17 protein-coding genes are annotated in these 15,132 nt (G+C 73.0%); 12 read left to right on the top strand and 5 right to left on the bottom strand.

The window, feature by feature from the left end; all coding sequences use genetic code 11:
- Positions 1 to 38: 38 nt before the first annotated feature.
- A complete protein-coding gene (locus AC3EQ1_RS14505; RefSeq protein ID WP_351505070.1) occupies positions 39 to 212 on the bottom strand; it encodes a hypothetical protein in 174 nt (57 codons plus the stop codon).
- A 374-nt stretch (positions 213 to 586) separates the two neighbouring features.
- Here AC3EQ1_RS14505 and AC3EQ1_RS14510 point away from each other — a divergent pair, with 374 nt between their 5' ends.
- From AC3EQ1_RS14510 to AC3EQ1_RS14525, 4 genes are all read left to right on the top strand, one after another.
- Complete coding sequence (locus AC3EQ1_RS14510) at positions 587 to 1,240, top strand: response regulator transcription factor (RefSeq protein ID WP_351505072.1); 654 nt, start codon at positions 587 to 589, stop codon at positions 1,238 to 1,240.
- A 3-nt stretch (positions 1,241 to 1,243) separates the two neighbouring features.
- Positions 1,244 to 2,488, top strand: coding sequence for a sensor histidine kinase (locus AC3EQ1_RS14515; protein WP_432094725.1), 1,245 nt, complete (start codon positions 1,244 to 1,246; stop codon positions 2,486 to 2,488).
- A 380-nt stretch (positions 2,489 to 2,868) separates the two neighbouring features.
- Positions 2,869 to 3,168, top strand: coding sequence for a DUF4193 domain-containing protein (locus AC3EQ1_RS14520; protein ID WP_098754027.1), 300 nt, complete (start codon positions 2,869 to 2,871; stop codon positions 3,166 to 3,168).
- Positions 3,169 to 3,182: 14 nt separating this feature from the next.
- Positions 3,183 to 4,007 (top strand): hypothetical protein, encoded by an 825-nt coding sequence (locus tag AC3EQ1_RS14525; RefSeq protein WP_432094726.1) that lies wholly within the window; start codon positions 3,183 to 3,185, stop codon positions 4,005 to 4,007.
- 105 nt (positions 4,008 to 4,112) lie between these two features.
- Here AC3EQ1_RS14525 and AC3EQ1_RS14530 read toward each other — a convergent pair whose 3' ends face one another.
- Positions 4,113 to 4,556: a DUF3093 domain-containing protein gene (locus AC3EQ1_RS14530; RefSeq protein WP_432094727.1), complete on the bottom strand. Its 444-nt coding sequence runs from the start codon at positions 4,554 to 4,556 to the stop codon at positions 4,113 to 4,115.
- Between the two features lie 59 nt (positions 4,557 to 4,615).
- Between AC3EQ1_RS14530 and AC3EQ1_RS14535 the strand changes: the two genes are divergently transcribed.
- The 4 genes from AC3EQ1_RS14535 (at position 4,616) to hemC (ending at position 7,987) form a co-directional block, all read left to right on the top strand.
- Positions 4,616 to 5,200, top strand: a complete 585-nt coding sequence (locus tag AC3EQ1_RS14535; RefSeq protein ID WP_351505080.1) for a PaaI family thioesterase — start codon at positions 4,616 to 4,618, stop codon at positions 5,198 to 5,200.
- Positions 5,197 to 5,712 (top strand): dUTP diphosphatase, encoded by a 516-nt coding sequence (gene dut / locus AC3EQ1_RS14540; protein WP_432094728.1) that lies wholly within the window; start codon positions 5,197 to 5,199, stop codon positions 5,710 to 5,712. The genes AC3EQ1_RS14535 and dut overlap by 4 nt, the downstream gene beginning before the upstream one ends.
- A 1-nt stretch (position 5,713) precedes the next feature.
- Complete coding sequence (locus AC3EQ1_RS14545; protein WP_432094729.1) at positions 5,714 to 6,502, top strand: DUF3710 domain-containing protein; 789 nt, start codon at positions 5,714 to 5,716, stop codon at positions 6,500 to 6,502.
- 549 nt (positions 6,503 to 7,051) lie between these two features.
- Positions 7,052 to 7,987 (top strand): hydroxymethylbilane synthase, encoded by a 936-nt coding sequence (hemC, locus tag AC3EQ1_RS14550; RefSeq protein ID WP_432094730.1) that lies wholly within the window; start codon positions 7,052 to 7,054, stop codon positions 7,985 to 7,987.
- A 109-nt stretch (positions 7,988 to 8,096) separates the two neighbouring features.
- On the opposite strand, the gene AC3EQ1_RS14555 is transcribed toward hemC, so the two are convergent.
- Positions 8,097 to 8,639 (bottom strand): GNAT family N-acetyltransferase, encoded by a 543-nt coding sequence (locus AC3EQ1_RS14555; protein WP_432094731.1) that lies wholly within the window; start codon positions 8,637 to 8,639, stop codon positions 8,097 to 8,099.
- Positions 8,640 to 8,832: 193 nt separating this feature from the next.
- On the opposite strand from AC3EQ1_RS14555, the gene AC3EQ1_RS14560 reads away from it, so the two are divergent.
- The 4 genes from AC3EQ1_RS14560 to AC3EQ1_RS14575 all read left to right on the top strand — a co-directional run bounded on the left by AC3EQ1_RS14560 (position 8,833) and on the right by AC3EQ1_RS14575 (position 13,459).
- Positions 8,833 to 11,379, top strand: a complete 2,547-nt coding sequence (locus AC3EQ1_RS14560; RefSeq protein ID WP_432094732.1) for a DUF4118 domain-containing protein — start codon at positions 8,833 to 8,835, stop codon at positions 11,377 to 11,379.
- A gap of 191 nt (positions 11,380 to 11,570) precedes the next feature.
- Positions 11,571 to 12,311 carry a response regulator gene (locus AC3EQ1_RS14565; RefSeq protein ID WP_432094733.1) on the top strand — a complete coding sequence of 247 codons (741 nt, stop codon included), beginning with the start codon at positions 11,571 to 11,573 and terminating at the stop codon, positions 12,309 to 12,311.
- Positions 12,312 to 12,343: 32 nt separating this feature from the next.
- Positions 12,344 to 12,742: an OB-fold nucleic acid binding domain-containing protein gene (locus tag AC3EQ1_RS14570; protein WP_351505092.1), complete on the top strand. Its 399-nt coding sequence runs from the start codon at positions 12,344 to 12,346 to the stop codon at positions 12,740 to 12,742.
- Between the two features lie 3 nt (positions 12,743 to 12,745).
- On the top strand, positions 12,746 to 13,459 hold the full coding sequence (locus AC3EQ1_RS14575) for a DUF3159 domain-containing protein (protein WP_432094734.1): 714 nt from the start codon (positions 12,746 to 12,748) through the stop codon (positions 13,457 to 13,459).
- 228 nt (positions 13,460 to 13,687) lie between these two features.
- Here AC3EQ1_RS14575 and AC3EQ1_RS14580 read toward each other — a convergent pair whose 3' ends face one another.
- Positions 13,688 to 14,365, bottom strand: coding sequence for a potassium channel family protein (locus AC3EQ1_RS14580; protein WP_432094735.1), 678 nt, complete (start codon positions 14,363 to 14,365; stop codon positions 13,688 to 13,690).
- Entirely contained in the window at positions 14,362 to 15,030 is a 669-nt protein-coding gene (locus tag AC3EQ1_RS14585; RefSeq protein WP_388856631.1) for a potassium channel family protein, read from the bottom strand. Before AC3EQ1_RS14585 ends, AC3EQ1_RS14580 begins: the two co-directional genes overlap by 4 nt.
- Positions 15,031 to 15,132: the final 102 nt, after the last annotated feature.

Consider the following 15,132-nt stretch of genomic DNA (forward strand, 5'->3'; position numbering starts at 1 on the left):
GCGGTTCCGGGGCCCTGTCGCAGTGAGACGGTTCGGTGTCAGGCGCTGAGAGCGTTGATCTCCACACCATGATCGGCGGCCAGGCGGTGCAGATCGTCCAATTCGGACTGCTCCACCTCGGCGAGGAAGTCGTCGCCCGATTCGCGAGCGCGCGTCAGATCGGACTCGGTGGTTCGTATACGCTGCAGAATTCCTGCGGTGAACGCGTCCATTGCGCCCCCTCGTCGTGGGTCGATGGCACGGGGGTGTGCCGACGGCGGGTGATCACACATCGTGGGTCCTGCGGGGACAGCAGACCGCGGCGTACCGCTCGACACGGCGTGATCTCGGGTGTGCAATCGTCCTCCCCCTCCCTCGGCGCGGAGAAACCTCAACACCCCGAGATTCCTGAATTTTCCCTTCCCGCCGTGCTCGTCCGGGCTTTGTGCCCCGGCCGCCGTCCGGACCCTCAGGACCGCGCGACCTCATGGGCCGCTCCTGGTGCAAGGACCTCTTACCGCCGGTTTACGAGACTTAGGGGCAGGATGGAGGAGCTCATCCGAGGACATCAGGCCTGCCCACAGGCCCGTAGGGAAGGAATTGCACCGTGCGTGTACTCGTCGTCGAGGACGAGCAACTGCTCGCCGATGCGGTGGCCACCGGACTGCGCCGGGAGGCCATGGCCGTCGACGTCGTGTACGACGGGGCCGCCGCGCTGGAGCGGATCGAGGTCAACGACTACGACGTCCTGGTCCTCGACCGCGACCTGCCGCAGGTCCACGGCGACGACGTGTGCCGCAAGGTCGTCGAGCTCGGGCTGCCCACCCGGGTGCTGATGCTGACGGCCTCCGGCGACGTCAGCGACCGCGTGGAGGGCCTGGAGATCGGCGCGGACGACTACCTCCCCAAGCCCTTCGCGTTCAGCGAGCTCATCGCCCGGGTGCGGGCCCTGGGCCGCCGCACGACCGTCGCGCTGCCCCCGGTCCTGGAACGCGCCGGGATCAAGCTGGACCCGAACCGGCGCGAGGTGTTCCGCGACGGCAAGGAGGTGCAGCTGGCACCCAAGGAGTTCGCGGTGCTCGAGGTGCTCATGCGCAGCGAGGGAACCGTGGTGTCGGCCGAGCAGCTCCTGGAGAAGGCCTGGGACGAGAACACCGACCCGTTCACCAACGTCGTCCGGGTCACCGTGATGACGCTCCGCCGCAAGCTCGGCGAGCCCGCGGTGATCGTCACGGTGCCCGGCTCCGGATACCGGATCTGACCGATGGCACAGACACCCGCGCCCCCGGCCGCCCCGCCGCGGCCCACCTGGGACCCCCCGCACCAGCCGCCCCGCCCCTTCCCCTGGCTGCGCCCGACCATCCGGATACGGCTCACCCTGCTCTACGGCGGCATGTTCCTGATCGCGGGCATCCTGCTGCTCTCGATCATCTATCTGCTGGCCGCGCAGGCGCTGAACGTGGGCACCGAGCCGCTGTTCAAGCTCCTCCCGGAGAGCAAGGTGGCGCTGACCAGCAATGCCTGTCCCGGTCTCCGTGCGGGGATGTCGGCGAGCGAGGCCAATGTCGTCCTCGACGCCTGCATGGACCAGCAGCGGCACGCGGCGCTCGACGACCTGCTGAGCCGCTCGCTGCTCGCCCTGCTGGGGCTGAGCGTCCTCGCCTTCGCCTTCGGCTACGCCATGGCCGGCCGGGTCCTCTCGCCGCTGGGCCGGATCACCCGCACCGCCCAGCTGGTCGTCGGCTCCGAGCTCTCCCGCCGGATCGAACTGGAGGGCCCGGACGACGAGTTGAAGGAGCTGGCCGACACCTTCGACGAGATGCTGGACCGGCTCGCCCGCGCCTTCGACGCACAGCGACGGTTCGTGGCCAACGCCTCGCACGAGCTGCGCACCCCACTGGCGATCAACCGCACCCTGCTGGAGGTGCAGCTCTCCGACCCGGAGGCGCCCCCGGAGCTGACCCAGCTGGGCAAGACGCTGCTGGCCACCAATGAGCGCAGCGAGCAGCTGGTGGAGGGGCTTCTGCTGCTGGCGCGCAGCGAGAACGAGCTCGTCGACCGCAAGCCCGTGGACCTCGCCGAGGTCGCCCTGCGGGCCATCGAGCAGATCCGCGCCGAGGCCGAGGCCAAGGGGCTCCTGCTGCGCGGCGAGCGGGCGCCGGTGATCGTCCAGGGCAACGGCGTCCTGCTGGAGCGGGTCGCGCTGAACCTGGTGCAGAATGCCGCGCGGTACAACACGGCGGACGGCTGGATCGAGGTCACCACCGAGGCCCTGCCGGGGCAGGCGGTGCTGACCGTCTCCAACACCGGTCCGGTGGTCCCGGCCTACGAGGTGGACAGCATTTTCGAGCCGTTCCGCAGGCTGCGGACCGAGCGGACCGGGAGCGACAAGGGCGTCGGGCTCGGGCTGTCGATCGTCCGGTCGGTGGCGCGGGCGCACGGTGGCCGGATCACGGCGGAGCCCCGCGAGGGAGGGGGCCTGGTGATGCGTGTCACGCTGCCGGTCTGAGGCGCGGCATTCCGTTCGCTGTGAGCGGAATTCCGGGGCTCCGCCGCTGGTGGATTCGTGTGTGATCGATCACATGCGCGAATTTCGGGCCATCTACGCTCCGTGGTCGCAAAGGTCGCCGGAAAGCCGGGAAAATCCTGGTTTCCCGGGCCCCTGATCACGGGAAGTACACGGGGTGGCGCCCGTGAGTGCGACATTCGGACCGTGTACGGTCCCGATCGCCATCCAACCCGATCACCTCTTCAGGGGTGCGGTTGGGTGTCGATTGAGTAACAGACCTTGATGTGAGGCAAAATCTCCGCCTCGGGTCGGGCACAAGTCCGGCCTCTCACGCGTTACGTGCGCTGAGACACCGCAGACACCCAGAGGGGGAGAGCGACATGGCAACGGACTACGACACTCCACGCAAGACCGATGACGAACTCAACGAGGACAGCATCGAGGAGCTGAAGGCCCGGCGGAACGACAAGTCGACGTCCAGCGTCGACGTCGACGAGTTCGAGCAGGCCGAGGGTCTCGAGCTGCCGGGTGCGGACCTCTCCAACGAGGAGCTGTCCGTGCGGGTGCTGCCCCGCCAGGCCGACGAGTTCACCTGTATGAGCTGCTTCCTCGTGCACCACCGGAGCCAGCTGGCCGCCGAGAAGAACGGCCAGCCGATCTGCCGCGACTGCGCGGCCTGAGACCGGGACGGGCCGTGACAGGCTCCACCCCGCCCCGCACGGGCCCCGACGGGCCCGCGGACGCACGCGACGAGCGAGGCCGGGCGGCCTCGCTCGCAGCAGCGGCCGGCCGCGGTGTGCGGCTGGGCGGTCGCGGGGTCCGCGTGGGCCTCTCGGTGGTCGTCGACCGGATCATCGAGATCGCGCCACGGATCCCCGTCCGCGATCTGGCCACGCTCCGCCGCCAGTACCCGGGCATGGGCCCGGAGCAGATCGCCGACCGGCTGGTGACGTCCGCCACCCGCGGTTCGGCCGCCGTCGGTGCGGGCGTGGGCGCGGCCGCGATGCTGCCGGTGCCGCCCGCCATGCCGGCCGAGCTCGCGACCGAGGTCGTCGGCGTCGCCTCGGTGGAGATCAAACTCATCGCCGAGCTGCACGAGGTGTACGGCCTGCCGGTCCCCGGAAGCCGCACCCAGCGGGCCACCGCCTACCTCACCGCCTGGGCCGAGGAGCGCGGCGTCGACGTGTCCAAGCCGTCGAGCCTCAACTTCGCCCTCGGCGGTCAGATGCGGCGGGAGCTACGGCAGCAGATCCTCAAGCGCACCGTGCGCAACAAGCCCAACCTGATTCCGTTCATGGTCGGTGCCACGGTCGGCGCGATGATGAACCGGCGCAGCACCAAGCGGCTCGCCGAGAAGATCCGCAAGGACCTCCGCACCCGGCAGGTGCCCTGGAGCCGGCTGCCCGCACCGGGCCCCTCCTGGGAGGCCGAGGGCGTCGACGAGCTCGGCAGCCCCAAGGCGCTCCAGCACCCCGACCCGGAGCCCGGCGCCCCGCGGCGGCCGGACGGGGACGCCTGAGCCGCCGGAACTCGACGCCTGAGCCGTCGGCGCTCAGGGAATTCCCCTCGGGCGTGCTCGGCCCCGGTGTGCCGGCTCGGGTATCCGGCCCGCCGGAACGCGGTGTCAGGCGCGGACGGCCGAGAGTGCCGCGGCCAACCCCTCCGGGTCCCGGGTCGACAGGTAGACGTACGGCGTGGGGTCCGCCGGATCCGTGATCTCCACCCGCAGCGCGGTGGGAATGTAGCTGCGCAGCACCATGAAGGCCCGCGGATCGGCCTTGTAGCTGCGCCAGGCGGCCGCCTCGGCGGCGTTCAGCACCTCGGCGGCGCCCAGGGCCTCGACCGGAATGCGGGCGTCCCCGGCGACCAGTGAGCCCGCCACGACCCGGATCCGGGCCGAGCCGTACGAGCTCACCGCGACCATGGCGAGCGCCGTACCGCCGAGCACACCGCCCAGCATCGGCAGGATGCCGAAGGGGAGCAGGATGAGCCCCATCGAGATCCCCGCCAGCGTGGCGACGAGCCACCACGATCGGGGGGCGGTGAGGCGTTCGTCGAAGGACTGCATGGGCACAAGCTTGGCACGGCACCGCTGTCCGCAGGCGCGCGCGGGTAGGGTCAGCACTCGTGAGTGGACCAACTGCATCGCTGCGGCCGCCGGCCGACGCCCAACCGCCGGTACGGCACCCCGACGCACCCGCCCCCGGAGAGCTCCTCGGAGCCCACTACGACCAGTGTTTCGGCTGCGGCGGGAGCCAGCCGCACGGCCTGCACCTGGCGGCGCGTGCCGGGCAGGGGGTGAGCGTCACCGCCGAGTTCACGGTGAAGCCCGCCCACCAGGGCGCCCCGGGGCTGGCGCACGGCGGCGTGCTGGCGACGGCCCTGGACGAGACCCTGGGCTCGCTGAACTGGCTGCTGCGGGTGATCGCGGTGACCGGGCGGCTGGAGACCGACTTCGTCCGGCCGGTGCCGGTGGACACGGTGCTCCACCTCGACGCGCACGTCACCGCGGTGGCGGGCCGGAAGATCTACTCCTCCGCGGTCGGCCGGATCGGCGGCCCCGAGGGGCCCGTCGCGGTGCGGGCCGACGCCCTCTTCATCGAGGTGAAGGTGGACCACTTCATCGAGCACGGCCGGCCCGCCGAGATCAAGGCCGCGCTCGAGGATCCCGACCAGACCAAGGTCGCACGTGCGTTCGAGGTGAATCCGTGAGCCGTCTCCCTGTCGATGTCCTGATCCGGCGCCTGGACGCCGAGGTCCCGCTCCCCGCGTACGGCCACCCCGGGGACGCCGGCGCCGACCTCGTCACCACCGAGGCGGCCGAGCTGGCCCCCGGTGAGCGGGCCGTGCTGCCGACGGGGGTGTCGATCGCCCTGCCGGACGGGTACGCCGCCTTCGTCCATCCGCGTTCCGGCCTGGCCGCCCGCTGCGGCGTCGCCCTGGTGAATGCGCCCGGGACGGTCGATGCCGGGTACCGTGGAGAGATCAAGGTGATCGTGGTCAATCTGGACCCGCGCGAGAGCGTGCGGTTCGAGCGTTTCGACCGCATCGCCCAACTGGTTGTCCAGCAGGTCGAGAAGGTGCGCTTCCATGAGGTCGCGGAACTTCCCGGCTCCGCGCGGGCCGGAGGGGGCTTCGGCTCCACCGGCGGCCACGCCGCGGTGGGCGGCCCTGTCGGGGGAAATGATTTCGCAGCGGTCGTAACCGACCGGGAAGGACAGTGACGTGTTCGGACGTCGTCGCAAGGAAAGCGCAGACGCCAGGAATGCTGCGGGCACAGCCGGCGGCCCGGCCGACGGCGTGGGCTCGGACGAGTTCGAGCCGGACGACGCCGCGGAGGACACCGGGCAGCGCCGGGTGAGCCTGCCGCCGGCACCGCGCCCGGACGGCCCCTGGGACATCTCGGAGGTGCGGGACCCCGCCGAGGGGCGAGTGGATCTCGGCGGCGTCCTGGTGCCCGGGGTCGAGGGCATGGAGCTGCGGGTCGAGGTCGCCGGTGACGCGATCGTCGCCGCGACCGTGGTGGTGCGCGACAGTGCGGTCCAGCTGCAGGCGTTCGCCGCACCCAAGAAGGAAGGCATCTGGGGCGAGGTGCGCGAGGAGATCGCCACCGGCATCACCCAGCAGGGCGGTGTGGTCGACGAGGTCGAGGGCCCGCTCGGCTGGGAGCTGCGCGCCCAGGTCCCGGTCCAGCTGCCGGACGGCACCAACGGCGTGCAGATGGTGCGCTTCATCGGGGTCGACGGGCCGCGCTGGTTCCTGCGCGGTGTGATCTCCGGCCAGGGCGCGGTGCAGCCGGAGGCGGCCGGTCTGCTGGAGCAGGTCTTCAAGGACTCCGTCGTGGTGCGCGGTGACGCGCCGATGGCGCCCCGCGACCCGATCGTGCTCAAGCTGCCGAACGACGCGCAGATGGTGCCCGAGGGTGTGCAGCAGGAGCAGGCCGACGAGAGCTCGCGGTTCGCGGGCGGCGTCGACCGGCTCACCCGCGGCCCCGAGATCACCGAGGTGCGCTGACACGGTATTTCCGCCTGTGCGGGCCGGTTCCGGGAGTCCCCGGGGCCGGCCCGCCTGCGTCGGTGCGCGGCCTGTGCCCGCCCGTCGCGTCCCCGCGGCCCCGCCGCGCGGCGGCCTGTGCCCGCCCGTCGCGTCCCCGCCCGTCGCGCCGGCGGTCGGCGGCCGCCCCGGAGTGCGCGGGAGGGCTGCGCGCCGGTGCGGGCGCCACTGCTCCGTCCTGCGTCGAGGACCGCCGGGCCGGCCGCTGGGCCCGCCGTCCCGCTCGATGACGGCGCCGCAGGCGAACGGACGGCACGCCTACCAGGTGCCGGGCCGGTTCCGGGATCACCCGGTCGGATAACACTCCGTCCGGTCCGGACGACCTCCCGGGCCGCCGGGCCGTTCGCCCCCGCCGTTGGTCCCTGCCGGATCCGTACCGGCCGACCGCGGGCGGAACCACGGAGCCGCCCGGGCCGGTCACGGTTCCCTTGCCGGGACACCGGGCCGCGTACCCGCCGCGGGCACCCGGCCGGTGCCGGGAGAGCGGAGCTGACGCTCTATCGTGTCCGCATGCCGTCCGCCGAACTGATCCGTATCGTCTCGCGTTCCTCACCGATGGCCCTGGCCCAGGTGGAGCGCGTCCGCGCCGAACTGGCCCGGCTGCACCCCGGAATGCGCACCGAGGTCGTCCCCGTCACCACCTCCGGGGACCGGTGGATGGGCGATCTGTCGAAGCTCGGCGGCAAGGGGGCCTTCACCAAGGAGGTCGACGCCGCGCTGCTCGCCGGTGAGGCGGACCTCGCGGTGCACTGCATGAAGGACGTGCCCGCGGACCGGCCGCTGCCGGCCGGCACGGTCTTCGCGGCCTACCTCGAGCGCGACGACATCCGCGACGCGCTGGTGCACCCCGGCGGGCTGACGCTGGATCAGCTTCCGGCGGGTACCCGCATCGGCACCTCGTCGGTGCGCCGGGTCGCCCAGCTCGCCATCTCCCACCCGCACCTGGAGTGCGTGCCGATGCGCGGCAACGCCAACCGGCGGCTGGAGAAGATGGAGGCGGGCGAGGCCGACGCGCTGCTGCTCGCCGTCTCCGGGCTGGAGCGGATCGGGCTGACCTCCCGGATCACCGAGACCCTGTCGGTCGAGGCGATGTGCCCGCCGATCGGCGCCGGGGTCCTCGGCCTGCAGTGCCGGGAGGAGGACACCGCGACCATCGACGCGGTCTCCGGGCTCGGGCACCACGGCACCTGGCGCGAGACCACCGCGGAGCGGATGTTCCTCCACGTCCTCCAGGGTCACTGCAACTCGCCGATCGCCGGATACGCGCGGGCCGAGCGGGACGGGCGGCTGTCGCTGCGCGCCCGGGTGTTCTCCCCGGACGGCAAGACCGTGCTGGACGCGCACGAGTGGGCCGGTCCGCTCGACCCCGCCACGCTGGGCACCTCGGTGGCCGTGGCGCTGCTGCGGCAGGGGGCCCGGGAGCTGATCGACACCATTCCGCACTGAGCGGCCGCCTGCCGCACCGGGGCCGGTGAGCGGGCCCCGGCCGACGCCCGCCGCCTGCCGGGACGCTGCCGCCCCGGGCAGCGCCCGCCGGGGCGCTGCGTGGCGCGGGCTACCAGACCTCGCCGTCCCGCCAGTCGCACACCAGCACCCCGGTGAGGTCGGGGGCCGGCCCCACCGGGAGCACAAAGGTGCTGCCGTCGTCCTCCGGGGTGCGCTCCATGCCGGACGGCGACAGCACACAGGTCCGGCCCTGCCAGGCCTGCCAGCCGCGGGCCGCGTAGAACCCTGCGGCGTCGTCCGCGGCGGACAGCGCGCCCAGGACGTACCCGCCGCGGATCACCCGCTCCAGCTCCGTCATCACCCGCGCGCCGTGGCCCTGCCCGCGCCGGTCGGCACGGACCGCGACGCCCTCCACGTAACCGGTGCGCAGGGCCCGGCCCGCGTGCAGCAGCCGCCGCTGCACCACGGCGCCGTGCGCGATCAGCTCGCCGTCCTCCCGGACCAGGACGTGCACGCCGCCCAGCGCGTGGTCCCAGTCCGTATCGGAGAAATCGCCCTCGAACGCGGCATCGAGCAGCATCCGTATCGCCTTGCGTGCGTCCGCGTCCAGGTCGGCGCTGTGCGCCGTCCGTAGCTCTGTCATGGCGATCATCCTTGCAGCCGGCGGCCTCCGGTACTACTGATCTTGGGGAGCGGATCGGGGCTGGTCGGGCGGGTGCCGGGCGGTCCGCGTCAGGGTTGCGTCAATACCGGGTGCCATCGCGGCATCCGGTCCGGTTCGTCCCCCGCTGTCGCTCTACAGTCGACAGCACGGACCGACCGTCGCCGACGCAGACAGTGGAGCCATGGGACGCGGCAAGCTCAGGATCCATCTCGGCGCGGCACCCGGCGTCGGGAAGACGTACGCCATGCTCGCGGAGGCACACCGGCGCGCCGGGCGCGGCACGGACGTCGTGGCCGGCCTCGTGGAGCACCACGGCCGCCCCCGCACCGAGGCGTTGCTGGACGGCCTGGAACGCATCCCGCGGCGGGAGCGGGAGTACCGCGGCCGCGTCTTCACCGAACTGGACCTCGCGGCGGTGCTGCGGCGGCGGCCCGCGGTGGTCCTGGTGGACGAACTGGCCCACACCAACGTGCCCGGGCCGGGCAACACCAAGCGCTGGCAGGACGTCGAGGAACTCCTCCGGGCCGGCATCGACGTGATCTCCACCCTCAACATCCAGCACCTGGAGTCGCTCGGGGACGTGGTCGAGTCCATAACGGGCGTGCGGCAGCGCGAGACCGTCCCGGACGAGGTGGTGCGCCGCGCCGACGAGATCGAACTGGTCGACATGTCGCCGCACGCCCTGCGCCGCCGCATGGCGCACGGCAACATCTACGGCTCCGGCACCGTGGACGCCGCCCTGTCCAACTACTTCCGGCCGGGCAACCTGACCGCGCTGCGGGAGCTGGCGCTGCTGTGGACCGCGGACCGCGCCGACGAATACCTCCGCCAGTACCGCAGCGAGCACCGCATCCGCTCCACCTGGCAGGCCCGGGAGCGCATCGTCGTCGGGCTCACCGGCGGTCCCGAGGGCAGCACCCTCATCCGCCGCGCGGCGCGGCTGGCGGCGAAGGGGGCCGGCGGCGAGGTGCTGGCCGTCTACGTCTCCCGGAGCGACGGCCTCACCTCGGCCTCCCCCAAGGAGCTGGAGGCCCAGCGCACCCTCGTCGAGGACCTCGGCGGCACCTACCACCACGTCGTGGGCGACGACATCCCGGAGGCCCTGCTCGAATTCGCCCGCGGCGTCAACGCCACACAGATCGTGCTGGGCTCCAGCCGGCGCAAGCCGTGGCAGTACGTCCTCGGGCCCGGTGTCGGCACGACCGTCGCCCGTGACTCGGGCCCCGACCTCGACGTGCACATCGTCACCCACGACCGGGCCGCCCGGGGGCGCGGGCTGCCCGCCGCCCGCGGCGCCCGCCTCGGCCGCTCCCGGATCGTCGGCGGCTGGCTGGTCGGCGTGGCCGGTCCCGCGCTGCTCAGTCTGCTGCTGACCGGGCTGCCGACCGGTCCGGGGCTCGCCACCGACATGCTGTTGTTCCTGTCGCTGACCGTGGGCGCGGCGCTGCTCGGCGGGCTCATGCCGGCACTGGCCTCGGCGGCGGCCGGATCCCTGCTGCTCAACTACTACTTCACCCCGCCCCGGCACACCTGGACGATCTCCGACCCGGAGAACCTGGTGGCCATCGTGATCTTCTTCGCAGTGGCGGCGTCGGTCGCCTCGGTCGTCGACCAGGCCGCCCGGCGCACCCACCAGGCCGCCCGGCTGCGCGCCGAGTCCGAGATCCTGTCCTATCTGGCCGGCAGCGTGCTGCGCGGCGAGAGCAGCCTGGAGGCCCTGCTGGAGCGGGTCCGCGAGACGTTCGGCATGGACGCCGTGGCCCTGTTCGAACGGGCCGGCGGGACCGAGCCGTGGAGCCGCGCGGCCGGCGTCGGCGACGCCCCGCCGCCGGCCCGGCCCGAGGACGCGGAGGTGGACGTGCCCGTCGGCGACCACATGGCGCTGGCGCTCAGCGGCCGGGTCCTGCCGGCGGCGGACCGCCGGGTGCTCGCCGCCTTCGCCGCCCAGGCCGCCGTCGTCCTGGACCGCCAGCGGCTGCTCGGCGAGGCGGAGCGGGCCCGGGAGCTGGACGAGGGCAACCGCATCCGCACGGCGCTGCTCGCCGCCGTCTCCCACGACCTGCGCACCCCGCTCGCCGCCATCAAGGCCGCGGTCAGCTCGCTGCGCTCGGAGGACGTGGCCTGGTCCGCGGAGGACGAGGCCGAGCTGCTCGCCGGGGTCGAGGAGGGCGCGGACCGGCTCGACCACCTGGTCGGCAACCTCCTCGACATGTCCCGGCTGCAGACCGGCACGGTCAGCCCGCTGATCCGCGAGGCCGATCTGGACGAGGTCGTGCCCATGGCCCTCGGCGGGGTGCCGGACGGCAGCGTCGTCATGGACATCCCCGAGGACCTGCCCATGGTCCGGGTGGACCCCGGACTGCTGGAGCGCAGTGTGGCCAATCTGGTGGAGAACGCCGTCAAGTACGGCCCGCCCGGCCGGCCCGTGCTGGTCGCCGCGAGCGCGCTCGGCGAGCGGGTCGAGCTGCGGGTGGTGGACCGGGGTCCGGGCGTGCCGGACACCGGCAAGGACCGCATCTTCGAGCCCTTCCAGCGGTACGGGGACGCGCCGCGCGGCGCCGGGGTCGGCCTCGGTCTCGCGGTGGCCCGCGGCTTCGCCGAGGCCATGGGCGGCACGCTGGCCGCCGAGGACACCCCCGGCGGCGGGATGACGATGGTGCTGGCCCTCCGGGCCGCTCCGGGCCGCCCGGCGGCCCCCGCGGACCTGCCGGCCGGGGCCGCCCCGTGACGGCGCGGGAGCGTCCGCCGGCACCCCGGTACAGGCTTGAGCGGCCGCCGTCGACGGCGGCCCGGGAGACGCGGGAGCGGCCGGTGCGGGAGCGCGGACGGGCGCCGGGGCACGGGGCACCGGAGCAGGAGGGGCAGCAGCCCGGGACACGGGACCGTCCGGGGGCGGTCCGCACGAGAGAGGCGACGGCCATGGCACAGCACGGGGGCGACCCGACCACCGCGACGCACGACGGGCCGCCCCGCGCCCCGCGGCGGGTGCTCGTGGTCGAGGACGACCCGCAGATCGTCCGGGCGCTCGTGATCAACCTCCGGGCCCGCGCGTACGAGGTGGACGCGGCGCCGGACGGGGCGACCGCGCTCCGGCTCGCCGCCTCCCGCCGGCCCGACGTGGTCGTCCTCGACCTCGGCCTGCCCGACATGGACGGCATCGAGGTGATCCGGGGGCTGCGCGGCTGGACCCGGGTGCCGGTGCTGGTGCTCTCCGCGCGGCAGACCTCCGACGAGAAGGTGGCTGCCCTGGACGCGGGGGCCGACGACTACGTCACCAAGCCCTTCGGCATGGACGAGCTGCTGGCCCGGCTGCGGGCCGCCGTGCGCCGCGCCGAGCCCACCGGGCCCGCCGCGGACACCGCCCTGGTCGAGACGGACACCTTCACCGTCGACCTGGCCGCCAAGCGGGTCCGCCGGGACGGCCGGGACGTCCGGCTAACGCCCACCGAGTGGCACCTGCTGGAGGTACTGGTCCGGCAGCCCGGCCGGCTCGTCGGCCAGAAGCAGCTCCTCCAGGAGGTCTGGGGGCCCGCGTACGGCACCGAGACCAACTACCTCCGGGTCTACATGGCACAGCTGCGCCGCAAACTGGAGGCCGACCCCTCGCACCCGGAGCACTTCGTCACCGAACCCGGCATGGGATACCGCTTCGAGCAGTGATCCGCGGGGCCCGGCCCCGGTACGCTTCCCGTATGAGTGCTGTTCCCCGATCCGAGAGGCCACCCGGCCGATTCCGCCGGATGCTCGACCGGCTGTCCTCCACCCAGGAGGAGCTGCACGCCGACGAGCTGCGGCAGGACGCCCGCGCCGAGGGCTGCACCCGGATCTCCGACTGCGACGACCGGCAGATCGTGAAGGTCGCCGGGACCCTGCGGACCGTCACCCTGCGCCCCCGGGCCGGTGTGCCCGCCCTGGAGGCCGAGCTCTTCGACGGCTCCGACGCGCTCGACGTCGTCTGGCTCGGCCGCCGGTCCATCGTCGGCATAGAGCCGGGGCGCAAGCTCATCGCCTCGGGCCGGGTCTCGATGAGCCACGGCCGCCGGGTGCTGTTCAATCCGAAGTACGAACTCCGACCGCTCGGACAGGAGTAGCCGGTGACCACTCCGGACAAGCAGACCGATCAGGACCCCGAGTCCAAGGCCGTCACCGAGGCGGCCCTTTTCGAGGCGTTCGGCGGGGTACGCGGCATGGTGGAGACCACCGTGCCGGGCCTGGTGTTCGTGGCGATCTACACCGTCAACCGGGACATCCACATCGCGGCCATCGCCGCGCTCGGGCTCTCGCTGCTGCTCGGCATCGCGCGGCTGGCCCGGCGGGACACCCTCAAGCACGCCTTCAGCGGGGTCTTCGGGGTCGCCTTCGGCGCCGTGTTCGCGATGATGTCGGGCGACGCCAAGAACTTCTACCTGCCGGGCATGCTCTACACCCTCGGCCTCGCGGTGGCCTACCTGGTCACCGCGATGATCGGCTACCCGCTGCTGGGGCTGATCCTCGGACCGGTGTTCAAGGAGAACCTCTCCTGGCGCAAACGCAACCCGGGCCGTAAGCGGGCCTACACCAAGGCCAGCTACGCCTGGGGCCTGATCCTGCTCGCCAAGTCGGCGATCCTCTTCCCGCTCTACTGGTGGGGGGACGCCACCCAGCTCGGCTGGGTCAAGGTCGCTCTCGGCATCCCGCCGTTCCTGCTGGCGGTCTACCTCACCTGGATCTTCCTGGCCAAGGCGCCGCCGCCGATCGACGTGTTCGCCGAGATGGAGGCGGAGGAGGCCGCGGAGAAGGAGCGCGCCCGGGCCGCCGCGGCGGACTGATCCCCGGTTGCCTGACGAACGGACGGCGGGGCCCGGAACACCTTCTCACCGAGGTGTTCCGGGCCCCGCCGCTGTCGTTCCGGACCGCTTGTCGTCCAGGGCCACTGTGGCCGCTGTCGTCCAGGGCCCCTGTGGCCGTTGTCGTTCCGGGCCGCCCGCTGTCGTTCCGGGCCGTCGCCGGACCCCGACGGCCCGGGGCCGCCGGGGTCCGGCCCTCGGACGGCTGCCTCAGCCCTCGGCCGTCTGCCGCCGTGCCGAGAGCAGGTCCTCCAGCTGTTCCTCACGGGCCTGCGCCGCGACGAACAGCAGCTCGTCACCGGCCTCCAGGGCGTCCTCGGGGTTCGGCGTGAGCACCCGGTTCCCGCGGATGATCGTGACCAGCGAGGTGTCCTCGGGCCAGTCCACGTCGCCCACCCGGGTCCCGGCCAGCGCGGACTCCGGCGGCAGGGTCAGCTCCACCAGGTTGGCGTCGCCGTGGCTGAAGCGCAGCAGCCGGACCAGGTCGCCGACGCTCACCGCCTCCTCGACCAGTGCCGACATCAGACGCGGCGTGGAGACCGCGACGTCGACGCCCCAGGACTCGTTGAACAGCCATTCGTTCTTCGGGTTGTTGACCCGGGCCACGACCCGCGGCACCCCGTACTCCGTCTTCGCGAGCAGCGAGACGACCAGGTTCACCTTGTCGTCGCCGGTCGCCGCGATGACCACGTTGCAGCGCTGCAGCGCGGCCTCGTCCAGCGAGGTGATCTCGCAGGCGTCGGCGAGCAGCCACTCGGCCTGCGGCACCCGCTCCACCGAGATGGCGGTCGGCGCCTTGTCGATCAGGAGCACCTCGTGCCCGTTCTCCAGCAGCTCACCGGCGATCGAGCGGCCCACGGCGCCCGCGCCCGCAATGGCGACCCTCATCGGTGCTCCTCCTCGGGCCCCTCGGCGAACGCCGCCTCGACCTTCTCGACCTCGTCACTGCGCAGCATGGCGTGCACGAGGTCGCCCTCCTGCAGCACCGTCTGCGAGGTCGGCAGCATGGCCTCACCCAGCCGGGTGAGGAAGGCGACCCGGACCCCGGTCTCCTCCTGCAGCTTGCTCACCTTGTGGCCCACCCAGGCCGGGGAGGCGTGCACCTCGGCGAGCTGCACCGCTCCGCTGGGGTCCCGCCACAGCGGCTCGGCGCCGGACGGCAGCAGCCGCCGCAGCATCTGGTCCGCGGTCCAGCGGACCGTGGCCACCGTCGGGATGCCCAGACGCTGGTAGACCTCGGCCCGGCGCGGGTCGTAGATGCGGGCCGCGACGTTCTCGACGCCGAACATCTCGCGCGCCACCCGGGCCGCGATGATGTTGGAGTTGTCGCCGCTGCTCACCGCGGCGAACGCACCGGCCTCCTCGATGCCCGCTTCCCGCAGGGTGTCCTGGTCGAAGCCGACACCGGTCACCCGGCGTCCGCCGAACCCGGAGCCGAGGCGCCGGAATGCGGTGGGGTCCTGGTCCACGACCGCGACGGTGTGGCCCTGCTGCTCAAGAGTCTGCGCGAGGGCGGAACCCACCCGCCCGCAGCCCATGATCACGATGTGCATGAGGTCTCTACCTTGCACCTTCCCCTAGCGCTGTGACCTGCGCAAACATCGTCCATCATCCTTCCGCGCCCACTCGGGCCACCTGCTCGTCCAAAACCGTCG

Source organism: Streptomyces sp. bgisy100, assembly GCF_057709105.1.

Bases quoted from the DNA above. Each gene is read 5' to 3' on its own strand.
- AC3EQ1_RS14505 (WP_351505070.1), bottom strand. From the start codon at position 212: ATGGACGCGTTCACCGCAGGAATTCTGCAGCGTATACGAACCACCGAG.
- AC3EQ1_RS14515 (WP_432094725.1), top strand. From the start codon at position 1,244: ATGGCACAGACACCCGCGCCCCCGGCCGCCCCGCCGCGGCCCACCTGG.
- AC3EQ1_RS14520 (WP_098754027.1), top strand. From the start codon at position 2,869: ATGGCAACGGACTACGACACTCCACGCAAGACCGATGACGAACTCAAC.
- AC3EQ1_RS14530 (WP_432094727.1), bottom strand. From the start codon at position 4,556: ATGCAGTCCTTCGACGAACGCCTCACCGCCCCCCGATCGTGGTGGCTC.
- hemC (WP_432094730.1), top strand. From the start codon at position 7,052: ATGCCGTCCGCCGAACTGATCCGTATCGTCTCGCGTTCCTCACCGATG.
- AC3EQ1_RS14555 (WP_432094731.1), bottom strand. From the start codon at position 8,639: ATGATCGCCATGACAGAGCTACGGACGGCGCACAGCGCCGACCTGGAC.
- AC3EQ1_RS14560 (WP_432094732.1), top strand. From the start codon at position 8,833: ATGGGACGCGGCAAGCTCAGGATCCATCTCGGCGCGGCACCCGGCGTC.
- AC3EQ1_RS14565 (WP_432094733.1), top strand. From the start codon at position 11,571: ATGGCACAGCACGGGGGCGACCCGACCACCGCGACGCACGACGGGCCG.
- AC3EQ1_RS14570 (WP_351505092.1), top strand. From the start codon at position 12,344: ATGAGTGCTGTTCCCCGATCCGAGAGGCCACCCGGCCGATTCCGCCGG.
- AC3EQ1_RS14580 (WP_432094735.1), bottom strand. From the start codon at position 14,365: ATGAGGGTCGCCATTGCGGGCGCGGGCGCCGTGGGCCGCTCGATCGCC.
- AC3EQ1_RS14585 (WP_388856631.1), bottom strand. From the start codon at position 15,030: ATGCACATCGTGATCATGGGCTGCGGGCGGGTGGGTTCCGCCCTCGCG.